General features: G+C 71.7%; 23 protein-coding genes and 5 tRNA genes. 9 read left to right on the top strand and 19 right to left on the bottom strand.

From position 1 onward, the window contains the following. Positions 1–70: 70 nt before the first annotated feature. Entirely contained in the window at positions 71–2,248 is a 2,178-nt protein-coding gene (recG, locus tag OG766_RS25565; RefSeq protein ID WP_266383766.1) for an ATP-dependent DNA helicase RecG, read from the bottom strand. Between the two features lie 171 nt (positions 2,249–2,419). On the opposite strand from recG, the gene OG766_RS25560 reads away from it, so the two are divergent. Then, a complete protein-coding gene (locus tag OG766_RS25560; RefSeq protein ID WP_266383764.1) occupies positions 2,420–4,243 on the top strand; it encodes an HSP90 family protein in 1,824 nt (607 codons plus the stop codon). Next, positions 4,210–7,200, top strand: coding sequence for a tetratricopeptide repeat protein (locus OG766_RS25555; protein WP_266383762.1), 2,991 nt, complete (start codon positions 4,210–4,212; stop codon positions 7,198–7,200). Before OG766_RS25560 ends, OG766_RS25555 begins: the two co-directional genes overlap by 34 nt. 598 nt (positions 7,201–7,798) lie before the next feature. Here OG766_RS25555 and OG766_RS25550 read toward each other — a convergent pair. After that, positions 7,799–9,391, bottom strand: coding sequence for a DAK2 domain-containing protein (locus OG766_RS25550; RefSeq protein WP_266383759.1), 1,593 nt, complete (start codon positions 9,389–9,391; stop codon positions 7,799–7,801). Positions 9,392–9,657: 266 nt separating this feature from the next. On the opposite strand from OG766_RS25550, the gene rpmB reads away from it, so the two are divergent. Continuing rightward, a complete protein-coding gene (gene rpmB, locus OG766_RS25545) occupies positions 9,658–9,843 on the top strand; it encodes a 50S ribosomal protein L28 (RefSeq protein ID WP_003957616.1) in 186 nt (61 codons plus the stop codon). Positions 9,844–9,975: 132 nt separating this feature from the next. On the opposite strand, the gene thiD is transcribed toward rpmB, so the two are convergent. After that, positions 9,976–10,773, bottom strand: coding sequence for a bifunctional hydroxymethylpyrimidine kinase/phosphomethylpyrimidine kinase (thiD, locus tag OG766_RS25540; RefSeq protein ID WP_266383756.1), 798 nt, complete (start codon positions 10,771–10,773; stop codon positions 9,976–9,978). Beyond that, complete coding sequence (locus OG766_RS25535) at positions 10,770–11,732, bottom strand: thiamine-phosphate kinase (RefSeq protein ID WP_266383753.1); 963 nt, start codon at positions 11,730–11,732, stop codon at positions 10,770–10,772. The genes thiD and OG766_RS25535 overlap by 4 nt, the downstream gene beginning before the upstream one ends. 242 nt (positions 11,733–11,974) lie before the next feature. On the opposite strand from OG766_RS25535, the gene OG766_RS25530 reads away from it, so the two are divergent. Beyond that, positions 11,975–12,208 carry an Lrp/AsnC family transcriptional regulator gene (locus OG766_RS25530; RefSeq protein ID WP_017947604.1) on the top strand — a complete coding sequence of 78 codons (234 nt, stop codon included), beginning with the start codon at positions 11,975–11,977 and terminating at the stop codon, positions 12,206–12,208. Between the two features lie 23 nt (positions 12,209–12,231). Beyond that, on the top strand, positions 12,232–12,732 hold the full coding sequence (locus OG766_RS25525; protein ID WP_328727527.1) for a DUF3515 domain-containing protein: 501 nt from the start codon (positions 12,232–12,234) through the stop codon (positions 12,730–12,732). Here OG766_RS25525 and OG766_RS25520 read toward each other — a convergent pair. The 3 genes from OG766_RS25520 to OG766_RS25510 all read right to left on the bottom strand — a co-directional run bounded on the left by OG766_RS25520 (position 12,729) and on the right by OG766_RS25510 (position 15,791). Continuing rightward, on the bottom strand, positions 12,729–13,901 hold the full coding sequence (locus OG766_RS25520) for a D-alanine--D-alanine ligase family protein (RefSeq protein ID WP_266383751.1): 1,173 nt from the start codon (positions 13,899–13,901) through the stop codon (positions 12,729–12,731). The genes OG766_RS25525 and OG766_RS25520 overlap by 4 nt on opposite strands. Before the next feature lie 103 nt (positions 13,902–14,004). Beyond that, on the bottom strand, positions 14,005–15,042 hold the full coding sequence (locus OG766_RS25515) for an NAD(P)H-dependent glycerol-3-phosphate dehydrogenase (protein WP_328726276.1): 1,038 nt from the start codon (positions 15,040–15,042) through the stop codon (positions 14,005–14,007). Then, on the bottom strand, positions 15,039–15,791 hold the full coding sequence (locus OG766_RS25510) for a lysophospholipid acyltransferase family protein (RefSeq protein WP_266383747.1): 753 nt from the start codon (positions 15,789–15,791) through the stop codon (positions 15,039–15,041). The genes OG766_RS25515 and OG766_RS25510 overlap by 4 nt, the downstream gene beginning before the upstream one ends. Before the next feature lie 147 nt (positions 15,792–15,938). Between OG766_RS25510 and cofC the strand changes: the two genes are divergently transcribed. Next, on the top strand, positions 15,939–16,580 hold the full coding sequence (gene cofC / locus OG766_RS25505; RefSeq protein WP_323137329.1) for a 2-phospho-L-lactate guanylyltransferase: 642 nt from the start codon (positions 15,939–15,941) through the stop codon (positions 16,578–16,580). 74 nt (positions 16,581–16,654) lie between these two features. Beyond that, positions 16,655–16,858 (top strand): hypothetical protein, encoded by a 204-nt coding sequence (locus tag OG766_RS25500; protein ID WP_266384490.1) that lies wholly within the window; start codon positions 16,655–16,657, stop codon positions 16,856–16,858. Between the two features lie 76 nt (positions 16,859–16,934). Here the strand turns inward: OG766_RS25500 and OG766_RS25495 are convergent, their stop codons facing one another. The 4 genes from OG766_RS25495 to leuC all read right to left on the bottom strand — a co-directional run bounded on the left by OG766_RS25495 (position 16,935) and on the right by leuC (position 20,091). Next, positions 16,935–17,564 (bottom strand): HU family DNA-binding protein, encoded by a 630-nt coding sequence (locus OG766_RS25495; RefSeq protein ID WP_266383743.1) that lies wholly within the window; start codon positions 17,562–17,564, stop codon positions 16,935–16,937. 171 nt (positions 17,565–17,735) lie between these two features. Then, on the bottom strand, positions 17,736–17,963 hold the full coding sequence (locus OG766_RS25490; RefSeq protein WP_093653521.1) for a hypothetical protein: 228 nt from the start codon (positions 17,961–17,963) through the stop codon (positions 17,736–17,738). Positions 17,964–18,067: 104 nt separating this feature from the next. Continuing rightward, positions 18,068–18,661, bottom strand: a complete 594-nt coding sequence (gene leuD, locus OG766_RS25485; protein ID WP_266383741.1) for a 3-isopropylmalate dehydratase small subunit — start codon at positions 18,659–18,661, stop codon at positions 18,068–18,070. A 5-nt stretch (positions 18,662–18,666) separates the two neighbouring features. Next, positions 18,667–20,091, bottom strand: a complete 1,425-nt coding sequence (gene leuC, locus OG766_RS25480) for a 3-isopropylmalate dehydratase large subunit (protein ID WP_266383739.1) — start codon at positions 20,089–20,091, stop codon at positions 18,667–18,669. A gap of 179 nt (positions 20,092–20,270) precedes the next feature. On the opposite strand from leuC, the gene ndgR reads away from it, so the two are divergent. Continuing rightward, the gene (ndgR, locus tag OG766_RS25475) at positions 20,271–20,987 is read left to right on the top strand and encodes an IclR family transcriptional regulator NdgR (protein ID WP_266383737.1); all 717 of its coding nucleotides are present in this window, start codon (positions 20,271–20,273) and stop codon (positions 20,985–20,987) included. An 87-nt stretch (positions 20,988–21,074) separates the two neighbouring features. Here the strand turns inward: ndgR and OG766_RS25470 are convergent, their stop codons facing one another. Further along, positions 21,075–21,533 (bottom strand): DUF4188 domain-containing protein, encoded by a 459-nt coding sequence (locus tag OG766_RS25470; RefSeq protein ID WP_266383735.1) that lies wholly within the window; start codon positions 21,531–21,533, stop codon positions 21,075–21,077. A gap of 111 nt (positions 21,534–21,644) precedes the next feature. Here OG766_RS25470 and OG766_RS25465 point away from each other — a divergent pair, with 111 nt between their 5' ends. Further along, positions 21,645–22,283 (top strand): MerR family transcriptional regulator, encoded by a 639-nt coding sequence (locus OG766_RS25465; RefSeq protein WP_266383733.1) that lies wholly within the window; start codon positions 21,645–21,647, stop codon positions 22,281–22,283. 58 nt (positions 22,284–22,341) lie between these two features. On the opposite strand, the gene OG766_RS25460 is transcribed toward OG766_RS25465, so the two are convergent. The 7 genes from OG766_RS25460 to OG766_RS25430 all read right to left on the bottom strand — a co-directional run bounded on the left by OG766_RS25460 (position 22,342) and on the right by OG766_RS25430 (position 24,494). Further along, positions 22,342–22,414, bottom strand: a tRNA-Glu gene (locus OG766_RS25460). 27 nt (positions 22,415–22,441) lie between these two features. Then, a tRNA-Gln gene (locus tag OG766_RS25455) sits at positions 22,442–22,513 on the bottom strand. A gap of 16 nt (positions 22,514–22,529) precedes the next feature. Then, a tRNA-Glu gene (locus tag OG766_RS25450) sits at positions 22,530–22,602 on the bottom strand. 84 nt (positions 22,603–22,686) lie between these two features. Further along, positions 22,687–22,759: transfer RNA gene (locus OG766_RS25445), tRNA-Glu, on the bottom strand. Positions 22,760–22,780: 21 nt separating this feature from the next. Next, positions 22,781–22,852: transfer RNA gene (locus OG766_RS25440), tRNA-Gln, on the bottom strand. A 92-nt stretch (positions 22,853–22,944) separates the two neighbouring features. After that, entirely contained in the window at positions 22,945–23,667 is a 723-nt protein-coding gene (locus OG766_RS25435) for an HAD family hydrolase (protein ID WP_328726275.1), read from the bottom strand. Between the two features lie 146 nt (positions 23,668–23,813). Next, a complete protein-coding gene (locus tag OG766_RS25430; protein WP_266383729.1) occupies positions 23,814–24,494 on the bottom strand; it encodes a DUF4241 domain-containing protein in 681 nt (226 codons plus the stop codon). Position 24,495: the final 1 nt, after the last annotated feature.

Raw genomic sequence — 24,495 nt, 5'->3', positions numbered from 1 at the left:
TGGGCTGTCGGCGGCGGGGGCGCAGGCCCCGGTCGCGTACCGGGCGTCGGCCCCGGGCCCGCCCCCGGCGTCAGCCCTTGTCGAGGTACTGCTCGCGGTCCTTGTCCAGCAGGGCGTTCAGCGCCGTGCGCAGCTCCGGCAGATGCTCCAGCTCCGGGTCGGCGGTGACGACGGACACCGCCTCCTCGCGGGCCGCGGCGATGACCTCCTCGTCGTCGATGACCGCGAGGACCCGGAGCGAGGAACGCACTCCGGACTGGGCCTGGCCCAGCACATCGCCCTCACGGCGCTGTTCGAGGTCGATACGGGACAGCTCGAAGCCGTCCAGCGTGGCGGCGACCGCCCCGAGCCGGGCGCGGGCCGGGCTCGCCTCCGGCATCTCCGTGACGAGCAGGCACAGTCCGGGGGCGGAGCCCCGGCCGACGCGGCCGCGCAGCTGGTGCAGCTGCGATACGCCGAAGCGGTCGGCGTCCATGATCACCATCGCGGTCGCGTTCGGCACGTTCACCCCGACCTCGATGACGGTGGTGGCGACCAGCACGTCCACCTCGCCCGCGGCGAAGCGGCGCATGACGTCGTCCTTGTCGTCGGGGGCCATGCGGCCGTGCAGCACCTCCACCCGCAGCCCCTTCAGGGGGCCCGCCGTCAGCTGCCCCGCCACGTCCAGCACGGCCAGCGGCGGCCGCTTCTCGGCCTCGTCCTCCGCCGACTTCTTCCGCTGCTCGTCCTGGTCGTCGCCGATCCGCGGGCACACGGCATACGCCTGGTGCCCGCCCTCCACCTCCTCGCGCACCCGCTCCCACGCCCGCGCCAGGAAGTGCGGCTTGTCCGCGGCCGGGACCACATGCGTCGCGATCGGCGAGCGCCCGGCGGGCAGTTGGTCCAGCACGGAGGTCTCCAGATCGCCGAAGACCGTCATCGCGACCGTACGGGGAATGGGCGTGGCGGTCATGACCAGCAGATGCGGCGGCTGCTTGCCCTTGCCGCGCAACGCGTCGCGCTGCTCCACGCCGAAGCGGTGCTGTTCGTCGACCACGACCAGCCCCAGATCGTGGAACTGCACCTTGTCCTCGATCAGGGCGTGCGTGCCGATGACGATCCCGGCCTCGCCGGTGACCAGGTCGAGCAGCGCCTGACGGCGGGCGGCGGCCCCCATCGAGCCGGTGAGGAGCACGACCTTGGTCGCCCGCTCGGCGCCGCCGAGCATGCCGCCCTCGGCGAGATCGCCCATCATCTCGGTGATCGACCGGTGGTGCTGCTGGGCGAGGACCTCGGTCGGCGCGAGCATCGCCGCCTGGCCGCCCGCGTCGACCACGGCGAGCATGGCCCGCAGGGCGACCATGGTCTTGCCGCTGCCGACCTCGCCCTGGAGCAGCCGGTGCATCGGATGCTCCGTGGCCAGGTCGCCGAAGATCTCCGCGGACACCTTCTGCTGGCCCTCGGTGAGGGTGAAGGGCAGCCGTGCGTCGAAGGCGTCGAGCAGCCCGTCCGGGACCGGTCTGCGGGCGACCGCGGGGAGTTGTGCGTCCGCGTGGCGCCGCCGGGCGAGGGCGACTTGGAGGACGAAGGCCTCGTCCCACTTCAGTCGCTGTCTGGCGTCCTCGATGTCGGCCTTGGTCCCTGGCCTGTGGATCTTGAGCAGGGCCTCGGGGAGCGGGACGAAGCCACGGCCTTCACGCAGCGCGGGCGGCAGCGGGTCGAGGGCCTCCCCTGCCTGCGGGAGGACCGCGTCGACGGCCTTGGCGATCTTCCAGGACTCCAGCCCCTTGCAGGCCGGATAGATCGGGATGAGCCTGCCGGCGAAGGCACTCACCACGCCGTCGCCGCTGTCGGCGTCCAGCCGCTCGTACGTGGGATGGGCCAGCTGCAGTTTGCGGTTGAACATCGAGACCTTGCCGGCGAACATCGCGCGGCTGCCGGGCAGCAGGTCCTTGTGCGGCTTGTGGATGCCACGGCCGAAGAACACCAGCTGCAGCCGTCCGCTGCCGTCGGTGATGGTGATCTCCAGCCGCTGGCCGCGTCCGCCGTTGAACGTGAGCACGCGCGCGTCCGCGACCTGGGCGACGACGGTCACGTCCTCGTCGAGCGGCAGCTCGTCGAGCCTGGTCAGCTGGCCGCGCTCCTCGTACCGGCGCGGATAGTGGTGGAGCAGGTCTCCGACGGTGTGCAGGTCGAGGTGCTCGGCCATGACCTTCGCGGTCGCGGGGCCGAGAGTCTTCTTCAGCGGTTCGTCCAACACGCGGTCCATTGCACACCACCGCACCGACAACCGTCGCGCACCACCGGATATCCCCTGGTCACGTCGGTGCCGTGCCCCCTAGGATGGCGCGGTCTCCCCCGCCTTCCCACGCCGCGATCACCGTCGACCGGGATCGCCCTACCCGCGCCGCCGCTCGTCCCCCCACCCGGCGCAGCGACGATGACTTCTGAGACCACACCACAGTCCACCGTGCCCACTCCGCACACCTTCCAGGTCGATCTGCGCGGCCTGGTGGATCTCCTCTCCCACCATCTCTACTCCAGTCCCAAGGTCTATCTGCGCGAGCTGCTGCAGAACGCCGTGGACGCGATCACCGCGCGCCGGGCCGAGCAGCCGGACGCGCCCGCCCGGGTACGGCTGTACGCCGAGGACGGCCGGCTGCGGGTCGAGGACAGCGGCATCGGGCTGACCGAACAGGACGTGCACAGCCTGCTCGCCACCATCGGACGCAGCTCCAAGCGGGACGGCGGACTGGAGTCCGCGCGGGCCGAGTTCCTCGGCCAGTTCGGCATCGGCCTGCTCGCCTGTTTCGTCGTCGCCGCGGAGATCCGGGTCGTCAGCCGGTCCGCGCGGACGCCGGACGCGCCGCCCGTGGAGTGGGCGGCGCGCGACGACGGCTCGTACACCGTGCGCACGCTCCCGGACGGTGCCCGCACCGAGCCCGGCACGACCGTGTACCTCACCGCCCGCCCCGGCAGCGGTGACTGGCTCACGGAGGACCGGGTCCGGGCGCTGGCCCGGGACTTCGGCTCGCTGCTCCCGTACGACGTGCGCGTGGGCGAGGAGCCGGTCACCGATCTGCCGGCGCCGTGGGACCGCCGCCATCCGAGTCCGGCGGCGCGCCGGGTGGCCCTCGCGGGCCACTGCCACGAGCTGTTCGGCTTCACCCCGCTCGACTCGATCGAGCTGGACCTGCCGCTCGTGGGCGTCCGCGGTGTCGCGTACGTGCTGCCCTCCGCGGTGAGCCCGGCGCAGCGCGCGGGCCATCGTGTGCACCTCAAGGGCATGCTGCTGACCGACCGGGCCGACGAACTCCTGCCCGACTGGGCCTTCTTCGTACGCTGTGTTCTGGACACCGACAGCCTGCGGCCGACCGCGTCGCGCGAGTCGCTGTACGCGGACGAGACGCTCGCGGGCGTACGGGACGCTCTCGGCGCCCGTGTGCGCGACTGGCTGACGGGGCTCGCGGCGGGCGATCCCGAGCGGCTCGCGCAGTTCCTCTCCGTCCACCACCTGGGCGTGAAGTCGCTGGCCCGGCACGACGACGGCATGCTGCGCACGATGCTGCCGTGGCTGCCGTTCGAGACGACGGACGGCCGGCTGTCGCTGGAGGAGTTCGCCCAGCGGCATCCGGTGGTGCACTTCACCCGCAGCGTCGAGGAGTACCGGCAGGTCGCGCCGATCGCGTCCGCGCAGGGCATCGGCGTGGTCAACGGCGGCTACACCTACGACTCCGAACTGGTCGGGCGGCTTCCCTCGGTCCGCCCCGGAACCGCGGTCGCCGAGCTCGACGCCGACACCGTCACCGCCCACCTCGACGCGGTCGACCCGGCCGACGAACTGGCCCTCGCGGGCTTCCTGTCAGTGGCGCGTGCCACGCTGGATCCCCTCGGCTGCGACGTGTCCCTGCGTTCGTTCCACCCCGTGACCGTGCCCGCACTGCACCTCGACGACCGGGCGGCCCGCCATGAGCAGGCCCGCGCGGACGCGGAGGAGCAGGCGGACGACCTGTGGGCGGGCATTCTCGGCTCGCTGCGCGGCAGCGCGCCGCGGGCCCGCCTCGTCCTCAACCACCTCAACCCGCTGATCCGCAGGATCAGCGCCCTCGACCCGCAGCTCACGGGCACGGCCGTCGAGTCGCTGTACGGGCAGGCCCTGCTGATGGCGCAGCGCCCGCTGCGTCCCGCCGACTCGGCCCTGCTCAACCGTGCGTTCATCGGCCTGCTCGAATGGGCCACCCACGACCAGGAGGAGGACCGTTGACCCTCACGTTCCAGGCCCTGCGCGAGGCGATGCGGGACAACTTCGCCCAGCCCGAGGGCCCCGCCCGCAACGCACGCGCGGAGCGGCTGCTCGCCGAGGCCGAGCAGCTCGGTGAGCCGCTGGCCGTCATCGAGGCCCTCGGGCACCAGCTGCAGGTCTACAACTACAGCTCCGAGAAGGCCAAGATGTTCGTCCCGTTCGCGCGGCTGCTGCGGATGTGGGACGAACAGCCCGGGGATTTCGACGACTTCGAGACCCACTCCCTGCACTGGGTGTTCAAGTGGGTGTCCAGCGGCATGCTCGACCAGCCGCACATCCCGCTCGCCTCGATCGAGAAGTGGCTCGGCGAGATGGAGCACCGCTACCGGCTGGCCGGCCACTCCGAACGGGCCGTGCGGCAGGGTGAGTTCCGGGTCGCCCGGCATCTGGGCGACCGGGAGCGGGCGCAGCGCGCGTACACCGGGTGGCTCGCCGCCGACCGGGACCGGATGAGCGACTGCCACGCCTGCGAGCTGCACGGGCAGGGCTCCTGGCAGGCCGAGCTCGACGACGACGCCCGCGCCCTGGAGATCTGGCAGCCGGTCCTCGCGGGCGAGCACACCTGCGCCCATGAGCCGCACGCCGTGCTGGCGTCCTCGCTGCTGCCGCTGGTCAGGCTCGGCCGGACCGACGACGCGCGCGCCAACCACCTGCGCGGGTACCGGATGGTGCGCCCCATGGAGAGCATGCGGGGCTCGGTGTCGCTCCACGTCGAGTTCTGCGCGCTGACCGGCAACGAGGCGCGGGCGCTGGAGATCCTCGCCGACCGTCCCGCCTACTTCACGGACGACGGCGACCCCGACTCGCTCATGGACCATCTCGCCGTCACCGCGCTGCTGATGGACCGGCTCGTGGCGCTCGGGCACGGCGACCAGGGCGTGCCGGGGCCCGCGGGGACGTCCTGGACGGCCGGCGCCCTCGCGGAGCACGCGCGGGCGCAGGCCCTCGCGATCGCCGGACGCTTCGACGAGCGCAACGGCACGGTGTCGGTGAGCACGCTCGTACGCGAGCGGATGGCGCGGCGGCCGTTGCTGGAGCGGCTTCCGCTGGGCATCCGGGCGGTTCGACTGACCGCCGCCGAGCCGTCGTCGGCGGCGCCCGCGACCGCATCCGCGTCCGCACCTGCGCCGGTGTCCGCGGCGCGGCCCGCCCCGGCCGGTACCGAGGAGTTGCTGGCCGAGGCGCGCCGGCTGACCGAGCAGCGGCATCCGGACGCCGGGGCCGCATGGGCGGCGCTCGCCGAGGCGGCGGACGCCACGGAGCTCGACGACCGGTCGCTCGCCGAGATCGACGACCACCGCGCGATGTCCCACAGGACCGAGCCGGCGGAGTCCGCGCGACTGTTCCGCTCCGCGGCGGAGCGGTACGAGGCCCTCGGCGACCCGGGAGAGGCTGCGGCCGCGCTGGCCCGCGCCGCGTACGCGACAGCGCGCGACGGCCGTACCGACGAGGCTCTTGCCGCCGTCGAGGAACCCTGCGCACGTGTGCTCGCGCTGCACGCCGAAGGCGCCACCGGCGCCGGCCAGGCCGCCGGGGCGCTGCTCAACCGGGTACGGATCCATCTGGCGCGGCTCCACGACGAAGACGCCACAAGCGCCGACGACGGCGCTGGTGCCGACGCCGACTCCGACGTCGACGAGCGGGCCGAGGCGCTGGAAGGGGCGGTGGCCGAACTGCTGGCCTTCGCCGAACCGCATCACGAGGACCCGCGGGTGGCCGACCGGGTCGCGGAGGCGGAGAGCGTCCTCGGTGATCTCGCGGCGCACCGCGGGGACGCCGAGGCCGCCGCCGAGCGGTACGAGGCCTCGGCCGCGCTCTACCACCGGGCCGGGCTGCCCTGGTACGCGGTCGAGCCGGAGGCCCGTCTCGTGCCGGTGGCCCGCCACCTCGGCGATCTGGAGACGGCGGAGCGCGCGGCCCGCGCGGCCCTGGAGCACGGTTCCTCGTACGTGGACACGCTCGGGCACACCCGCTTGCACCTCCAGCTGGCCGAAGTCCTGGGCGAGAGCGGCCGGTTCGAGGAGGCCGCCGGGCATGCGCTGGAGGCCGCGCACTGGGCCGACGAGGCCGGCGAGAGTGCGGGCTTCGGCACGTACGCCCGGCACCAGCTGGGCGGCTGGCTGCTGCGCGCCGGGCGGACGGAGGAGGCGGCGGCCATTCTGGAAGCTGTCCTTCCGGATCTGACCGTCGACGACCACGGCGAAGGGATGGTCGTCCAGACCCTGTGGTGGCTCGGTGACGCGCTGACGGTGCTCGGGCAGTCGCGCGAGGCCGCCGAGCAGTGGCTGAAGGCGGCCGACATCGCCCGGGGCTGGCCCGAGCAGCGGGACCACGCGATGCTCGCGAACCTCGCGGGCCAGGCGCTGTACCGCGCGGGCCTGAACGAGGAGGCCGACCGCGTGTACGAGCGCGCCGCCACGCTCTGGCGCGAGCTGGGCGACGTCCACGCGGTGGTGCGCGCGCTGCGGGTGCGTGCGTGGATCGCGGTCCGCGAGGGGCAGGCGGGGCCGGAGGCGGCGCGGGCGTTCATGTCCGCGGCGGAGAAGGAGTGCGAGCAGGCGCTCGCGGACGCCGACGATCCGGCGTCCGGAGCGCGCCTGCGCGCGGAGCTCGCGGACACCCACCGGCAGACCGGCGAACTGATCGCCGGCCAGGGCGAGGGTTCGGAGACGTACGCGGAGGCCCTGCCGCACGTCGAGCAGGCGATCGCCTGCTTCGAGGAGGCGGGCGAGGACTTCGCGGATCTACGGACGGGGGCGCAGCTGATGGCGGCCTGGCTGGAGGCGGACCTCGGCGCGACGGACTCGGCGACGACACGGGCGCGAGCGGTCCTGGCCGCCTACGCGACCGCGTCGGACGAGACGGCGGAATCCCGCCGCGCGGAGGCGGAACAGCTGCTGGAGTACGTCTCCGGCTAGCACGTGCCGCTGGGACCGGGCCGGATCATCGGCCCGGTCCATCGGCTCGGTCCGTCGGGCGGGTCCGTCGGGCGGGTCCGTCGGGCGGGTCCCGAAGGCGAGCGTGGTCCGGTGCCCCGTGACCGGCGTCGGCGGCTGACGCCGACGCGGCGCGGGGTACCCCCGTGACCGGAGGGGTACGGAGCACCCGCCAGGGCACGCGAGCCCGGCGAGTTCCGGAGGGACGCGGGTGCGGATCGCGCACAGGCCCGTCGAAGCCGATGACGTCGTCGAAGACCCGGGCGCCATGGACGACCTCGATCCGGCCCCTGAGCCGCCTCCCGGCCCGGGCCGGCGAGCAGTTCGTGCCCTACCCGCCGCGCGCCGCGGAACGATCAACCACGACCACGAGCCCCGACCGGTGCTCGGCCGCGCCCCGAAGCCATGCCCCGACCCGGGCCGGGAGGCGGTTCGTGCCCTACCCGCCGCGCGCCGCGGAACGATCAACCACGACCACGAGCCCCGACCGGTGCTCGGCCGCGCCCCGAAGCCATGCCCCAACCCGAGCCGGGAGGCGGTTCGCCTCCCACCCGCCGCGGCCCGCTGCGCGGTGCCCGCGTCACTCCACCCCGATGAGCAGCGGCGCGCCGCCGCCGTGGTAGATCACCGTGTCCACCGCCAGGTATCCCGACCGCACATGCGCCTCCAGGCGGTCCGCCAGCCCCTCCGCCGCCCCGTCCGGGAGCACGAGGGTGACCAGTTCGCCGCCGGCCGAGAGCATGCGGTCCAGAACCGTTTCCGCCGTGGTCGCCAGGTCCGCGCCGATGACCGCCACATCGCCCTCGATCAGTCCCAGGACGTCCCCGGCCTGGCACACGCCCGCCGAGGTGAAGGACTGCCGCTCGGCGACGGCCAGTTCGCCGTAGCGTGTCGCGCCCGCCGCCGAGGTCATGGCGACGACGTCCTCGTCGAAACGGCGGTCCGGTTCGTGGACGGCGAGCGCCGCGATGCCCTGGACCGCCGAGCGGGTGGGGATGAGCGCGACGCGGACGCCCTCGTCCCGGGCCTGTTCCGCGGCCGCGGCCGCGGTGTGCCGCAGGTCGAAGTCGTTGGGCAGGAGCACGACCTCACGGGCGTGCGCCCGCCTGATCGCCTCGACGAGTTCGCCACTGGCCGGGGGCTCCCCGGGCCGCGCGAGCACCGTCGTCGCACCCGCCTCCGCGCACAGGCCCGCGAGTCCCTCCCCGGGCACCACCGCGACGACGGCCCGCTGGACGCGTTCCCTCGGCTCCGTGTGCTCGGCCGCGGCGAAGTGGGTGATCCGGATCCGGTACGGCCGGCCCGCCTCGACGCCCGCCTCGACCGCCGCGCCCGCGTCGTCGACGTGCACATGGACGTTCCACAGTCCGTCACCGCCGACCACGACGAGTGAGTCGCCGAGCCCGTCGAGCCGGGACCTGAGGCGGGTCACGGCGGCCTCGTCCGCCTCCAGGAGGTAGATCACCTCGAAGGCGGGGCCCGACTCGTCGCACGGCTCGGTGGTCGCGGACACCACCGGATGGGCCCGCGAGGAGGGCCGTGCGGCCGGCGCGTCACCCGTCACCGCCTCGAACAACGCGCCCAGTACCGCCAGCAGCCCCTGGCCCCCCGCGTCCACGACTCCGGCCCGGCCGAGCACTTCGAGCTGCCCGGGAGTCTCCTCCAGCGCGCTGCAGGCGCGTGCGTACGCGGCCGTCACCGCGGTGGCGTCGTCCCCGGCGCCCGCGGCGTGCGCGGCTTCCGCCGCCGCCGACGCCACGCTCAGGATGGTGCCCTCCACGGGATGCGCGACCGCCTCGCGCGCGGACTCCGCGGCCCGCCGCAGCGCCTCGGCCGCCCCGCCGTCCCGCTCGCCGAGCACCTCGGCCATGCCCCGCAGCAGCTGCGCCAGGATCGTGCCCGAGTTGCCGCGCGCCCCGATCAGCGCCCCGTGCGCCATGGCCCGCACCGCGTCCGCGAGCCCCGGGGCGTCGGAGCCGGTCTCGTAGGCCGCGAACACCGCCTCCACGGCCCGCGCCGCGGACTCGACGGTCAGGTACAGGTTGGTGCCGGTGTCACCGTCCGCGACCGGATAGACGTTGATCGCGTCGATCTCCTCGCGCTCCCTGCCCAGCGCCTCCAGAGCGAGTGAGCACCAGGTGCGGACCGCCAGGGCATCGAGGGGCTGCGGCAACTAGGTCCTCCTTCGGGGGTCCCTCCACGTCCCCAGGGCGCGCGGAGGGGAGGCTGGGCTGCACCGCAGGGTAGCCCCGGGAGGGGCCGGGAGCCGGGGCGGGGGCGGAGGAAGCCATGGTAGTTTCGTTCTACGGGTGCAGCCGTTGTATGCTGCTCCGGTTGCCCGATGAAAATCGGGCCATTCCCCCGGCAGGCCACTTCAGATCACTGATTCCGGCACGCCGGAATTCACTGTAAGTGCATCTGAAGTCTTTGGAGTGACCCGTGGCTGCCAACTGCGACGTCTGCGGCAAGGGGCCGGGCTTCGGCAACAACATTTCGCACTCGCACCGCCGTACGTCTCGTCGCTGGAACCCGAACATCCAGCGCGTGCGTGCCGTGGTCGGTCGGACGCCGAAGCGGCTCAACGTCTGCACCTCGTGCATCAAGGCCGGCAAGGTCTCGCGCTAACGCCGACGTTTCGTCGTAGCGCAGCCCCTGCGGTTGCCTTGAAAAGCCGGTCCACCTCGGTGGACCGGCTTTTTGCCGTGCCTACGGTCCGGCCGTCGTCACGAGCCCGCTGTCATGACGGTCCGGCCGTCGTCACGCGCGCCAGACCCAGGCGTGGTCGACCGGTCCGATCCCGCCGCCCAGCGCGAAGCCCTCGGCGATCGCGCCGGTGACGTAGTCCTTCGCGGCCGAGGCGGCCTCCGGGACGCTCAGCCCCTTCGCCAGCCCCGCCGCGATCGCCGAGGCGAGGGTGCAGCCGGTGCCGTGTGTGTGCCGGTTGTCGAGCCGGGGGGCACGCAGCCAGTGGGTCTCGGTGCCGTCGGTGAGCAGGTCCACTGCGTCGCCTTCGAGATGCCCGCCCTTGATCAGCGCCCAGCGCGGCCCGAGCGCGAGGACCGCCTCGGCCGCGCGCCGCAGATCGCTCTCGGACTGCGTCCGTACGCCCGTCAGCTGGGCGACCTCGTCGAGATTCGGAGTCGCCACCGTCGCGACGGGAAGCAGCCTCTTGCGTACGGAGTCCAGCGCCGAGGCGGCGAGCAGCGAGTCACCGTGCTTGGAGACGCCGACGGGGTCGACGACGACGGGCGCGTCCGTCCCGGACAACAGCTCCGCGACGGTCTCGACGAGTTCGGCCGACGCGAGCATCCCCGTCTTGACCGCCTGGACGCCGATGTCGTCGACGACGCTCCGGTACTGCGCGCGCACCGCCTCGACGGGAAGTTCCCAGGCACCCTGCACACCGAGCGAGTTCTGCGCGGTGACGGCCGTGATGACGCTCATGCCGTGCACACCGAGGGCGAGCATCGTCTTGAGGTCGGCCTGGATGCCGGCCCCGCCGCCGGAGTCGGATCCGGCGACGGTCAGCACCCGCGGCGGTGCCTGCCGGGTCATGAGCCCTCCCCGAAGTGGTCCCAACCGCCCTTGCTGGTCCAGGGCGCTCCGTCGACGGTCACCTGCGGCAGTGCCGACGGGTTGAGGACCTCGCCGATCACCTTCCAGCGGGCGGGCAGCTTCACGTCCTGCGGGAAGGTCGCGACGATGGCGTGGTCCTCCCCGCCGGAGAGCACCCACTGGAGCGGGTCGACCCCGACGGCCTGGCCGATGTCGTTCATCTGCGAGGGGATGTCGATGAGTCCGGAGCGCAGGTCTATGCGGACCTTGCTGGCCTCGGCGATATGGCCGAGGTCGGCGACGAGCCCGTCGCTGACGTCGGTCATCGCGGTGGCGCCGAGTCCGGCGGCGGCCGGGCCCGCGTGGTACGGCGGTTCGGGGCGCCGGTGGGCCTCGACGAAGGCCCGGGGCGAGCGGAAGCCACGGGAGAGGACCGCGTGCCCGGCGGCGGACCAGCCCAACCAGCCGGTGTAGGCGACGACATCGCCGGGCTGGGCGCCGGCCCTGGTCACCGGGTCGTGGTTGCGCAGATCGCCGAGGGCGGTGATCGCGACGGTGATGGTGTCGCCTCGTACGACATCACCGCCGACCACCGCCGCGCCCGCGACCTGGCATTCGTCGCGGATGCCGTCCATCAGCTCGGTGGCCCAGGTGACCGGGAGGTCTGCGGGGACGACGAGACCGAGCAGCAGCGCGGTCGGTACGGCGCCCATGGCCGCGATGTCGGCGAGGTTCTGCGCGGCCGACTTGCGGCCCACGTCGTACGCGGTCGACCAGTCGCGCCGGAAGTGCCGTCCCTCCAGCAGGAGGTCGGTGCTGGCCACGACCCTGCGGTCGGGTGCGGCCACGACCGCGGCGTCGTCGCCGGGTCCGAGCCGTACGGCGGGGGTGGAGGTGAGCCTGGAGGTGAGCTCCCTGATGAGCCCGAACTCCCCCAGCTCGCCCACAGTGCCCTTCATCTCGTCATGCCCTTCGTCGCCGCGGTGCCGCCGGACGGCCCGGCCCACCTGATCTTCGTGCGGTCGCGAGCCGTCACCGCTGTAGGTACCGTCGAGTAGGCCCCGTCGGCCGTCAACTTCTGTGCCGTGTACGCCACGCTGCGAGCGCCTCGGGGCGCGCAGGTCTCCCCGCGGCCCGCGGCGACGCGATACCGTGGCGTCCCTTCTCCCCACATGATCCTCGTGGCCGCCCTGGAGGTTCCGTGGTACAGGCGTACATCCTTATTCAGACCGAGGTGGGCAAGGCGTCGACGGTCGCCGACACCATCTCCAAGATCCCGGGGGTGATCCAGGCCGAGGACGTGACCGGGCCGTACGACGTGATCGTGCGTGCCCAGGCGGACACGGTCGATGAGCTGGGCCGCATGGTGGTCGCCAAGGTCCAGCAGGTGGACGGCATCACGCGTACGCTGACGTGTCCGGTCGTGCACCTGTAGCCCCCGTCTACGCTTGGCCGGTGATGTCTCACCACCGGCTTCTGTCTCTGCCCGCCGCCGCTGTGCTGTTGGCTGCCGCGGGCTGCTCCTCCACGGACGCGCCCGCGTCGATCACGGTTCCCGCTCCCCCCGCCGAGGAGAAGGCCCTGTGCCAGGCGCTGCACGAGGCGCTGCCGGAGTCGGTGGGCGGTGAGAGCCGCCGTGATCCCGAGCCGCGTTCCGAGCTGACCGCCGGGTGGGGGGACGCCGCGATCGTACTGCGCTGCGGCGTTCCCCGCCCCGCGGGGCTGCTGAGTGAGGAGGCGGACGGGGTGTCGGTGAACGGCGTCGAATGGTTCGCCGAGGAACTCGACGACGGCGCCCGGTTCACCACCACGTACCGCAAGACCTATGTCGAGGTGACGCTGTCGAAGCAGTTCACCGACGTGGGGCCGCTGACGGAGCTGGCGGGACCGGTCGCGAAGACGGTCCCGCCACGTTTCGAGGCGGTGCCGAGCGCCCCGGGCAACTCCGGTACGCCCTAGCGCAGGCCCGTGGAGCGCCGCAGCGCCGCCTGGATCAGCCGGTCGACGAGCTCCGCGTAGCCGACGCCGGTCTCCTGCCACATGCGCGGGAACATGGAGATGGGCGTGAAGCCCGGCATGGTGTTGATCTCGTTGATCACGAACTCGCCGTCCTCGGTGAGGAAGAAGTCCGCGCGGACCAGTCCCTCGCACGACGCGGCCTCGAAGGCGTCGACCGCGAGCCGCCGCACCTCGGCGGTCTGCTCGTCGGTGAGCGGCGCGGGCACGAGTCCGGTCGCCGAGTCGATGTACTTGGCCTCGAAGTCGTAGAAGTCGTGGGCGGAGACGGGCGGGATCTCGGCGGGCAGACTGGCGCGCGGGCCGTCCTCGAACTCCAGCACTCCGCATTCGATCTCGCGGCCGCGCAGCAGCGCCTCCACGATGATCTTCGGGTCGTGGCGCTGGGCCTCCTCGACGGCCTCGTCCAGTCCGGAGAGGTCGTCGACCTTGGTGATGCCGATCGAGGACCCGGCGCGGGCGGGCTTCACGAAGAGCGGCCAGCCGTGCTCGCCGGCGAAGTCGATGATCTTCTTGCGTGCGGCGGAAGGATCCTGCACCCACTCACGGGGCCGGATCACCTCGTAGGGACCGACGGGCAGGCCGAAGGAGATGAAGACCCGCTTCATGTACTCCTTGTCCTGGCCGACGGCCGAGGCCAGGACGCCCGAGCCGACGTACGGGACGCCGGAGAGCTCCAGCAGGCCCTGGAGGGTGCCGTCCTCGCCGTACGGTCCGTGCAGCATGGGGAAGACGACGTCGACCTCGCCGAGCGCCTTGGGCACGGAGCCCGGCTCGCTGTAGACCACCTCGCGGTTGGCCGGGTCGACGGAGAGGACCACGCCGCCCTCGGCCGATTCCGCGAGGTCGGCGACGGAGGGCAGCTGCCGGTCGGCGATGGCCATCCGGTCGGGCTCGTCGGCCGTCAGCGCCCAGCGGCCGTCCGTCGTGATGCCGATGGGCAGGACGTCGTACTTGCTGCGGTCGATGGCACGCAGAACGGCGCCGGCCGTCACGACGGAGATCGCGTGCTCGGAGCTGCGGCCGCCGAAGACGACCGCGACGCGCGGCTTGCGGAGCGCCTCGCCACTGGTGGGGGCAACGCCGGTGCTCTGGGACTGGTTCTCGCTCATATCGCGACGAGCGTACCCTGCGCCCCGATCGGGTCGAAGGGGCGCGCGGCCGTCAAACGGACGAGCGTGCTCCGGCGGCGTACGTCCCCACGCGTGGCGCGGGTCAGTGGCGCTCCGGCTTGGCGCTGCGCGACATCAGTTCCTTGAGCGCGACGACCGGCGGCTTGCCCTCGTGGACGATCGACACGACCGTCTCGGTGATGGGCATGTCGACGCCGTGCCTGCGGGCCAGATCCAGTACGGACTCACAGGACTTGACGCCCTCGGCGGTCTGCTTGGTGGCGGCGATGGTCTCCTGGAGCGTCATACCGCGGCCGAGGTTGGTGCCGAAGGTGTGGTTCCGGGAGAGCGGCGAGGAGCAGGTCGCGACGAGATCGCCGAGGCCGGCGAGGCCGGCGAAGGTCATCGGGTCGGCGTCCATCGCGAGGCCCAGGCGGGTCGTCTCGGCGAGGCCGCGGGTGATGAGGGTGGCCTTGGAGTTGTCGCCGAGGCCCATGCCGTCCGCGATGCCGACGGCGAGGCCGATGACGTTCTTGACCGCTCCGCCGAGTTCGCAGCCGACGACGTCGGTGTTGGTGTAGGCCCGGAAGTACGGGGTCATGCACGCGGACTGGAGCCGCTGGGCGACCGATTCGTCGGCGCAGGCCACGACCGCGGCGGCGGGCTGGCGGTCGGCGATCTCCTTGGCCAGGTTGGGCCCGGTGAGGACGGCCACCCTCCGCCTGACGTCGTCGGGGGCACCCCCGGCAGGCGCCTTGGCGACCACTTCTTCGATGACCTCGCTCATCCGCTTGGCGGTGCCGAGTTCGACGCCCTTCATCAGGGAGACGAGCACGGTGTCGGGGGCCAGCTTCGGCGCCCACTCCGTGAGGTTGGCGCGAAGGGTCTGGGAGGGCACGACGAGGACGGTGAAATCGGCGTCGCGGGCGGCCTCTGCGGGGTCGGTGGTGGCCCGTACCGCTTCCGGGAGCTGGACGCCGGGGAGATAGTCGGGGTTGGTGCGCGTGCTGTTGATGACGTCGACGAGCTCCGCGCGGCGGCCCCACATGGTCACCTCGCAGCCCGCGTCGGCGAGGATCATCGAGAAGGCCGTGCCCCATGAGCCGGTGCCGAAGACGGCGGCCTTGACGGAACGAGTCACTTGGTTCCCTCCCCGGCGGCCTTGCGCCGCTGCTCGGCCCTCGCCGTACGGTGGTCGACGGGCTCGGCCGGCGCCTTCTCGCCCCGGACCTCCTCCAGCTGCGCGGTGATCGCGGCCATGATGACCTCGGTGACCTCGCGCAGTACGTCGGGAGTGGCCTCCTGACCGTAGAACCGGGTGAGGTCGACGGGCGGTCCGGCCTGCACGATCAGGGTCTTCCGGGGAAACAGCCGCAGCTTGTTCTCCCTGGCGTACGGCGGCATCGCCAGGTTGGCGCCCCACTGCGCGACGGGGATGACCGGGGCCTTCGTGAGCAGCGCGATGCGGGCGGCGCCGGTCTTGCCGGCCATGGGCCACATCTCGGGGTCGCGGGTCAGCGTTCCCTCGGGGTAGAACGCCACGCATTCGCCGCGTTCGATGGCGTCGACGGCGGCGCGGAACGCGTCGAGGGCGTTCGTCGTCTCACGGTAGACGGGGATCTGGCCGGTGCCGCGCAGCATCATGCCGACGAACGACACCTTGAAAAGGGCGGCCTTCGCCAGAAAGCGCGGGACGCGTCCGGTGTTGTACTGGTAGTGCGCGTAGGAGAGCGGGTCCAGGTAGGAGTTGTGATTCACCGCGGTGATGAATCCTCCGTCGGCCGGAATGTGCTCCATTCCTCGCCAGTCCCGCTTGAACAGAACGACCAACGGCGGTTTCGCGATGACCGCCGCCAAGCGGTACCAGAAGCCGATTCTGCGGCGGGACACTCGGACACCTTCCTCTTTGGACCTGGCTGCTGCCTGGCTGCTGGGGGTCAAGTGTCGCCCCAGGCCCCTGGTCTGTCGAGAACACCGTACGCCCCGCCTCCCGCGCCAGGGCCCCGGGCCGTGGTGCCCGCAGGCGACAATGGGCCCGTGCACTGGTCACTGGTCGTACCGCTGAAGCCCCTCGCGCTGGCCAAGAGCAGGCTGTCGGAGGCCGCGGGCGGCGCGATGCGCCCACAGTTCGCGCTCGCCTTCGCGCAGGACACGGTGGCCGCCGTGCTGTCGTGCGGCGCGGTAAGGGATGTGGTCGTCGTCACGGACGATCCGCTGGCGGCGGCGGAGCTGGGCGCGCTGGGCGCGCGCATCGTGCCGGACTCACCGGGAGCGGGGCTCAACGCGGCGCTGGCCCACGGTGCGCGAACGGTGCGGGCACTGCGTCCCGGCGCGGCGGTGGCGGCGCTCAACGCGGATCTGCCCGCACTGCGTACCGCCGAATTGGAACGGGTGCTCGCCACGGCCGGGAAATCTCCGCGGACTTTCCTCGCGGACACCGCGGGAATTGGGACGACATTCCTGTCGGCCCGGCCGGGGGCGGAATTGCGTCCGGCTTTCGGCGGGCGCTCACGGCGCCGCCATTTGGTCTCCGGGGCCGTGGAAATCGAATTGGTCGGCGTGGAGTCGGTACGCCGTGACGTGGACACCGGGGACGATCTGCGGGCCGCGCTCGCGCTGGGGGTGGGCCCGCGGACGGCCGCGCAGTGCGCGACGGCACCGGCGCCGTGGGGGTCCTGACCACCGGCGACGGGCCCGTGCGGGCCCGGACCCTGGACGAAACGCCCGTCGCCGGCGCCGGATACGCTCTGGGCATGCAGGCGACCGCGTACACGTACGACTCAGAGACCCGCAGCGGGAGTGTGCTGCTCGACGACGGGACTCCGGTGGACTTCGGCACCGCGGCGTTCGACGCCGGCGGGCTGCGGCTGCTGCGCCCCGGCCAGCGGGTGCGCATCGAGACCGAGGGCGAGGGCAAGTCCCTGCGGATCACGCTGGTGACGCTGCAGACGCTCTGACCCGGACGCGCCGCGGGCCGGGCTCCCCGGAGGGAGTCCGGCCCGTCGCGTGAGTGGCCCTGAGGTGTCGCGCCGCTTACTTCTTGCGCGCGGTGGTCTTCTTGGCGGTGGTCTTGCGCGCCGTCGCCTTCTTCGCGGGCGCCTTCTTGGCCGTCGCCTTCTTGGCGGGAGCGGTCTTCTTGGCCGCAGCCGTCGTCTTCTTGGCAGTGGTCTTCTTGGCCGCCGTGGTCTTGGCGGTGGCCTTCTTGGCCGTGGTCTTCTTCGCGGCGACCTTCTTCGCCGCGGTGGTCTTCTTCGCGGCCGTCGTCTTCTTCACCGCCGCCTTCTTGGCGGTGGCCTTCTTCGCGGCGGCCTTCTTGGCGACGGTACCGACCTGGAGGCTGCCCTTGGGAGCCTTCTTGACGGCCACTTCGCCACCCCTGGGGAGCTTCTTCGAGCCGCTGACCAGGTCCTTGAAGCCCTGGCCCGCGCGGAACCGCGGCACCGAGGTCTTCTTGACCCGGACGCGCTCACCCGTCTGCGGGTTGCGGGCGTAGCGGGCCGGACGGTCAACCTTCTCGAACGAGCCGAAGCCGGTGACCGAAACCCGGTCGCCGCCGACAACCGCGCGGACGATCGCGTCGAGTACCGCGTCGACAGCCTCGGCGGCCTGCTGTCGGCCGCCCATCTTGTCGGCAATCGCTTCTACGAGCTGCGCCTTGTTCACGTCTTCCCCTTCGGAGACATCGCCGGAACGAAACTGTTCAAGCTTTTTCGCACGTTAGGCAGATATATACCGCAAATCAAACACGAAACGGGCTAATCACCCTAGTGCCGCAACGAAGTCGACCGTCACGGCCACGCGACGGAGCCGCATATAGCCCCAGTCGCCGGGTGGTCAGTCACCTTGGGGGAAACGACCTTCATCGAGGTCCTTCATCAACCGGTCCAGGCGCCTTGCGGCGTCTGCGAGATCGTGCTTCGCCACGGCCGTCACTGCCAGCAGCTTCCGGGAGAGCGCCATCCTTACGCCCTCTGGGACTTGCAGTTCACGCACCCTTGTGTGCGCTTCCTTCAATCGGGCCGCGACTGCCTCGTAGAGCTCGAGTTGGCTGTCGCGTTCCATGCACCGATTGTGCCATCTGGGGCGAGTTGTCGCCCCACAGGGTCTCAACAAGCGACTGCGCCCCCCACCGGGCGGTGGGGGGCGCAGGACGGGAAAAGCGCTGCTCAGACCTCAATTGTGCGGGGCTTGAAGGCCGGCCGTGCCGCCTCGTACGCCGCGATGTCCGCTTCGTTCTGAAGGGTGAGGCTGATGTCGTCGAGTCCGTTCAACAGCCTCCATCGGGCGTTCTCGTCCAGCTCGAAATCGGCGGTGATGCCGGGCGCGCGGACCTCGCGCCGCTCCAAGTCGACGGTGATGTCGGCGTTGGGGTCGGCCTCGGTCACCTCCCACAGCCGATCCACGGTCTCCTGCGGGAGGACCACGGTCAGCAGGCCGTTCTTGAGCGAGTTGCCGCGGAAGATGTCCGCGAAGCGGCTGGAGACGACGGCCTTGAAGCCGTAGTTCTGGAGCGCCCAGACGGCGTGCTCACGGGACGAGCCGGTGCCGAAGTCGGGGCCCGCGACCAGGACCGTCGCGCCCTGTCGCTCCGGCTGGTTGAGAATGAAGTCGTCGTTCCTGCGCCAGGCCTCGAAGAGCCCGTCCTCGAAGCCGTCGCGGGTGACCTTCTTCAGCCAGTGGGCCGGGATGATCTGGTCGGTGTCGACGTTGCTGCGGCGCAGCGGGACGGCCCGGCCGGTGTGCGTGGTGAAAGCTTCCATGGTGTTCAGACTCCGGCGGGCGTACGGGTGTCGGACAGGTCGGCGGGTGAGGCCAGGTGGCCGAGCACCGCGGTGGCGGCGGCGACCTGCGGCGAGACCAGATGGGTCCGGCCGCCCTTGCCCTGACGGCCCTCGAAGTTGCGGTTGGAGGTGGACGCGGAGCGCTCACCGGGGGCCAGCTGGTCGGGGTTCATGCCCAGACACATCGAGCAGCCCGCGTGCCGCCATTCGGCGCCGGCCTCCTTGAAGACCTTGTCCAGGCCCTCCTCGACGGCCTGCAGCGCGACCCGCACCGAGCCGGGGACGACCAGCATCCGTACGCCGTCGGCGACTTTGCGACCGTCCAGGATCGAGGCCGCGGAGCGCAGGTCCTCGATACGGCCGTTGGTGCAGGAGCCTACGAAGACGGTGTCGACCTTGATGTCGCGCAGCGCCTGCCCGGCGGTCAACCCCATGTACTCCAGGGCCTTTTCGGCCGCGTGCCGCTCCGAAGCGTCCTCGTACGAAGCCGGGTCGGGGACGCTCGCCGAGAGCGGCGCACCCTGGCCGGGGTTGGTGCCCCAGGTGACGAACGGGGAGAGTTCGGTGGCGTCGATGAAGACCTCGGCGTCGAAGACGGCGTCGTCGTCGGTGCGCAGCGTCTTCCAGTACGCGACCGCCGCGTCCCAGTCCTCGCCGCGGGGGGCGTGGTCACGACCCTGCAGATAGTCGAACGTGGTCCGGTCGGGGGCGATCATGCCCGCACGGGCGCCGGCCTCGATCGACATGTTGCAGATGGTCATGCGGGCCTCCATCGAGAGCTTCTCGATGGCCGAGCCGCGGTACTCCAGGATGTAGCCCTGGCCGCCGCCGGTGCCGATCCTGGCGATGATCGCCAGGATCAGGTCCTTGGCGGTGACGCCGTCGGGCAGCTCGCCCTCAACGGTGATCGCCATGGTCTTGGGGCGGGCCAGCGGCAGCGTCTGGGTGGCCAGGACGTGCTCGACCTGGGAGGTGCCGATGCCGAACGCCAGCGCGCCGAAGGCGCCGTGCGTGGAGGTGTGGGAGTCACCGCAGACCACGGTGGTGCCGGGCTGGGTCAGCCCCAGCTGCGGTCCCACGACGTGGACGACGCCCTGCTCGACGTCGCCGAGCGGGTGCAGCCGGACACCGAACTCCGCGCAGTTCTTGCGCAGCGTCTCCAGCTGGGTGCGGGAGACCGGGTCGGCGATGGGCTTGTCGATGTCGAGGGTCGGGGTGTTGTGGTCCTCGGTCGCGATGGTGAGGTCGAGCCGCCGCACACGGCGGCCGTTCTGGCGGAGGCCGTCGAACGCCTGCGGGCTCGTCACCTCGTGCAGGAGGTGGAGATCGATGAAGAGGAGGTCGGGCTCGCCCTCGGCGCGCCGGACGACGTGGTCGTCCCAGACCTTCTCCGCGAGTGTCCTACCCATCGCTTTCCCTCCGGCCCGGCAACGTCGCCGGGCCCAACTAGAGATCGATTGCGCAAGCCGTCCGCACCACGGGTGCCGGGCGGGGGAACGCGGGCCCTTGTGCGGCCGTACATCCAGGTTCGCAACTTCTCGGAGAATTTGAACTTGCGTTTCACAGAGTGAGACGTGAATATCGTTGCATGGACAACTCTAGCGGCGTCGGCGTTCTCGACAAGGCTGCTCTGGTATTGAGCGCCCTGGAGTCCGGTCCGGCCACCCTCGCCGGGCTGGTCGCGGCGACAGGGCTTGCACGACCCACGGCACATCGTCTCGCCGTGGCTCTGGAACACCACCGGATGGTGGCGAGGGACATGCAGGGGCGGTTCATCCTGGGCCCGCGGCTTGCGGAGCTCGCGGCGGCCGCGGGCGAGGACCGGCTGCTCGCCACGGCGGGACCGGTGCTGACGCATCTGCGCGACGTGACGGGCGAGAGCGCGCAGCTGTACCGCCGGCAGGGAGACATGCGTATCTGCGTGGCGGCCGCCGAGCGGCTGTCCGGACTGCGGGACACGGTGCCCGTCGGGTCGACGCTCACGATGAAGGCCGGCTCGTCCGCCCAGATCCTGATGGCCTGGGAGGAGCCGGAGCGGCTGCACCGCGGCCTCCAGGGCGCGCGGTTCACGGCGACGGCACTGTCCGGCGTACGGCGCCGCGGCTGGGCACAGTCGATCGGCGAGCGCGAGCCGGGTGTCGCCTCGGTCTCCGCGCCGGTGCGCGGCCCCTCGAACCGGGTGGTGGCCGCGGTCTCGGTCTCCGGACCGATCGAGCGCCTGACCCGCCACCCGGGCCGGATGCACGCCCAGGCGGTCATCGACGCGGCCGGCCGGCTCTCGGACGCCCTGCGCCGCTCGGGCTGACCTGCCGGGCTCGCCTCCCGGCGAGCCTCGGACGTACCGACGGAGGAGCTCCCGCGGGGAGCTCCTCCGTCGCTGTCAGCGCCGCCTTCATCCCGCCTTCAGGCGGTCCGCCGCACGCTCACCGCGCTGGGCGACCGGGACGACGCCCGTCGCCGCGCCGAGCCCGAACGCCGGCATGTTGACGTAGACGTTCTCGTACGAGCCCGCGGGGACGATGTAGGTCTCGTGCCAGAAGCCGACCTTGCCCTTGCCCTCGCGCATCCGGCGGTTGAACGCGGCCCAGGCCGGGCGGTGCTCCTTGTCCTGCGCCGTCGCGTACGCGAACAGCTTCTCCCTGGATTCCCAGTACTGGACGGTGTAGACGAGCCGGGGACCGCCCAGCAGCAGCTGATAGCCGCGCAGTCCGCTGTCCCCGTCCTTGGACAGCTCCTTCAGCATGCGCGGCATGGCCCTGAACACGGGCCACCAACTCCGCACCGCCCTGAAGCTGTTGATGCGCATCCCGATGAGGAAGACGACGACCTCCGTCTGCCCCTCCGCGGTCATGCGCCCGTGAATCGGAGTGTTGCCCATCACCGGTTCCCCCTTCGTGAGCCGTTGGATAGTCCTGCTATCCATGATTGGATAGTGACACTCTCCAATGAAGGGCGCAAGTGCATGAGACTGGCGGAACTCAGCGAACGCAGCGGGGTGCCGATACCGACGATCAAGTACTACCTGCGTGAGCGGCTGCTGCCGCCCGGGCACCGGATCACCGCCACCCAGGCCGAGTACGACGACACGCATCTGCGCCGGCTCGGGTTGGTCCGGGCGCTGATCCAGGTCGGCCGCATCCCCGTGGCGACCGCGCGCCAGGTACTGGCCGCCATCGCCGACGACAGCCTCGACCACCACATGCGGCTCGGCGCGGCCGTCTGGTCCATTCCGCACGGCCAGGACCCGGACGAGGAGGACCCCGCCACCGCGACGGCCCACCGCACCGCCGAAGCGCTGCTGGAGCGGCTCGACTGGGAGTTCGGACGCGAGACGGGGGCGCGGTCGCCCGCGTACCGGATGCTGGTCGCCGGGATCGCCACGATGCTCCGCCTCGGCTATCCCTGCGGCATCGAGGAACTGCTGCCGTACGCCCGGAGCGCGTCCGAACTGGCCGTCACCGACCTGGACTTGGTGGAGCGGTACGAGTCCGAGGAGGAGCAGGTGGAGGCCGCGGTGGCGTTCACCGTGTTGTACGAGCCGGTGCTGCTGAGTCTGCGCAGGCTGGCCCAGACCGAGGAGTCCAACCGCCGCTTCGGCTGAACGGGGCACCGGGCACGCGAGAAGGCCCTCCCCGAACAGGAAGGGCCTTCTCTTCGCGTACCCCCGACCGGATTCGAACCGGCGCTACCGCCTTGAGAGGGCGGCGTGCTAGGCCGCTACACAACGGGGGCAAGATCTTGATCCATCGAGTGGATCCGCTGGGCTACCAGGACTCGAACCTAGACTAAATGAACCAGAATCACTCGTGCTGCCAATTACACCATAGCCCATGGTGGTATAGACCAGTACCCCCGACCGGATTCGAACCGGCGCTACCGCCTTGAGAGGGCGGCGTGCTAGGCCGCTACACAACGGGGGCCCTAGCGATCCCACCCGGCGTGAGCCGGGTGTTGTCACTGCGCGGGCATCGGGAGCGACCCTGATGACCAGCAGGATGGATCTGTACCCCCGACCGGATTCGAACCGGCGCTACTGCCTTGAGAGGGCAGCGTGCTAGGCCGCTACACAACGGGGGCTTTGCAGATGAGCTCTGCGAGCTGGCCTACCAGGACTCGAACCTAGACTAACTGAACCAGAATCAGTCGTGCTGCCAATTACACCATAGGCCACCAAAACTCAACCCCCACTACGGGGGTTTCGTTCGGGTTGTGCGCTTCCGGTTCCGGGCTTGCGGCCCGCACCCCTCGGCGCAGGAAGAACATTACCTGAAGGTGGACGGCGCTCCAAAACGGGTATCGCGCCGCAGCAGGGCGGGAAGCTCGTCCAGTCCCGTGATCCGGATCAGCTCCGGCCGTCCGCCCAGCCCACCGCGGTCCAGCCAGATGCCGGTCAGCCCCGCCGCCCCGGCCCCCTCCGCATCGATGTCCGGGTGGTCGCCCACGTACGCGACGTCCCGCGGCGGCAGCGCGAGCGCCTCGCACGCGGCGTGGAAGGCCGCGGCCTGGGGCTTGGCGACCCCCAGCTCGGCCGCGCACACGACCGCCTCGAAGCGGTCCCGTACCCCGAGCACGGTCAGCTTGCGGTGCTGGTTGTGGATCGAGGAGTTCGAGAGCACGCCGTGCCGGAAGTCGGCGGCCAGCAGGTCCAGTACGGGCAGGGCGTCGGGGAACAGCTGCCAGGCGGCCTCGTAGTGGGCGACGTAGCGGGCGAACCACTCGTCGGCCTCGGCGTCGCTCATGCCGAGCACCCCGAGGAAGTCCCTCACCCGGTCCCGGCGCTGCGCCTCGAAGCCGACCCCGTCGGTCTCGAAGCGGCGCCAGTGGAAGCGGGTGAGCTCTTTCCAGCGGGCGAGGGCCTGGTCGACGGAGCCGTACCCCTCGGCCAGGCCCTCCGCCTCGAGATGCCGCTCCATACCGGCGTGGTCGGCGCCGGCGTAGTCGAAGATCGTGTCATCGATGTCCCAGAGGACCGCTCGGATCGGCATGACACCGAGGCTAGCCCCGGCGGAGCCCCGGCCGGGGGTCCGGGGGTCGCCCCCCGGAAAGCGCAGTGTCGATGTCCCGGAGGACGGCTCGGATCGGCATGACATCGAGGCCGGCCCCGGCACCGCCCGGATCGGCAGGTCCGCGGTCACGCGGAGGCGGGGACCGCCTCCGCGGGGACGACGAAGAAGTCGGTCACGAAGCAGGTGACCTCGCCGGCGGCGTCGCGGCCCACCCAGGTCGGATAGGTGCCGTCGCCCCAGCCCGTCATGAACGCGGCCACGGTGTGGCCGGTGGACGGGTCGGTGATCAGCTGCGGCCCCGAGAACCAGTCGGCGCTGTAAAGGGTGTCCCACAGCAGCCCTTCCTCCTCCTCGCTCTGCGGGAAGGTGCCGTCGCAGGCGGCGTCGTAGAAGCAGCCGGTCGCGACGTCGACGGGGTAGCCGAAGAACTCGTCGTCACCGAGCTCCGCGGGGTCCTGGCCCGCCCGGGTGCCGATCTCCCAGGACTCGGTGGGCGTGTCCTTGATCACGAGGCGCGCGGCGGCGATCCGCCGGTGGGGCGGACCGTCGGGCTCCGGTTCCTCCGGGTCCGTGAGCGTGGCCACGGCGCATTCCACCCGGTAACGGCCCGGCGCGACCTCCGCGACGAAGGGTTCGGCCTCGCCGCACCCGAGCTCGACGAACGGGTCGCAGGCGACGACGCGACCGGTGGGCAGCCACAGCTCGCCCCCGGGAACCACGGCCAGGGTGCCGGTGACCCCGGGCTCGTCCTCGAACTCGTTCCCCGGCGTGAAGTGCCAGGCGTAGTCGGGCGCGGACATGGGCATC

The organism is Streptomyces sp. NBC_00259 (genome assembly GCF_036181745.1).
Classification (GTDB): domain Bacteria; phylum Actinomycetota; class Actinomycetes; order Streptomycetales; family Streptomycetaceae; genus Streptomyces; species Streptomyces pratisoli.
This window is presented reverse-complemented; position numbering and strand designations above follow the sequence as displayed.

Bases quoted from the DNA above. Each gene is read 5' to 3' on its own strand.
- recG (WP_266383766.1), bottom strand. From the start codon at position 2,248: ATGGACCGCGTGTTGGACGAACCGCTGAAGAAGACTCTCGGCCCCGCG.
- OG766_RS25560 (WP_266383764.1), top strand. From the start codon at position 2,420: ATGACTTCTGAGACCACACCACAGTCCACCGTGCCCACTCCGCACACC.
- OG766_RS25555 (WP_266383762.1), top strand. From the start codon at position 4,210: ATGGGCCACCCACGACCAGGAGGAGGACCGTTGACCCTCACGTTCCAG.
- thiD (WP_266383756.1), bottom strand. From the start codon at position 10,773: ATGACCCGGCAGGCACCGCCGCGGGTGCTGACCGTCGCCGGATCCGAC.
- OG766_RS25535 (WP_266383753.1), bottom strand. From the start codon at position 11,732: ATGAAGGGCACTGTGGGCGAGCTGGGGGAGTTCGGGCTCATCAGGGAG.
- OG766_RS25525 (WP_328727527.1), top strand. From the start codon at position 12,232: ATGTCTCACCACCGGCTTCTGTCTCTGCCCGCCGCCGCTGTGCTGTTG.
- OG766_RS25520 (WP_266383751.1), bottom strand. From the start codon at position 13,901: ATGAGCGAGAACCAGTCCCAGAGCACCGGCGTTGCCCCCACCAGTGGC.
- OG766_RS25500 (WP_266384490.1), top strand. From the start codon at position 16,655: ATGCAGGCGACCGCGTACACGTACGACTCAGAGACCCGCAGCGGGAGT.
- OG766_RS25490 (WP_093653521.1), bottom strand. From the start codon at position 17,963: ATGGAACGCGACAGCCAACTCGAGCTCTACGAGGCAGTCGCGGCCCGA.
- leuD (WP_266383741.1), bottom strand. From the start codon at position 18,661: ATGGAAGCTTTCACCACGCACACCGGCCGGGCCGTCCCGCTGCGCCGC.
- leuC (WP_266383739.1), bottom strand. From the start codon at position 20,091: ATGGGTAGGACACTCGCGGAGAAGGTCTGGGACGACCACGTCGTCCGG.
- ndgR (WP_266383737.1), top strand. From the start codon at position 20,271: ATGGACAACTCTAGCGGCGTCGGCGTTCTCGACAAGGCTGCTCTGGTA.
- OG766_RS25470 (WP_266383735.1), bottom strand. From the start codon at position 21,533: ATGACCGCGGAGGGGCAGACGGAGGTCGTCGTCTTCCTCATCGGGATG.
- OG766_RS25465 (WP_266383733.1), top strand. From the start codon at position 21,645: ATGAGACTGGCGGAACTCAGCGAACGCAGCGGGGTGCCGATACCGACG.
- OG766_RS25435 (WP_328726275.1), bottom strand. From the start codon at position 23,667: ATGCCGATCCGAGCGGTCCTCTGGGACATCGATGACACGATCTTCGAC.
- OG766_RS25430 (WP_266383729.1), bottom strand. From the start codon at position 24,494: ATGCCCATGTCCGCGCCCGACTACGCCTGGCACTTCACGCCGGGGAAC.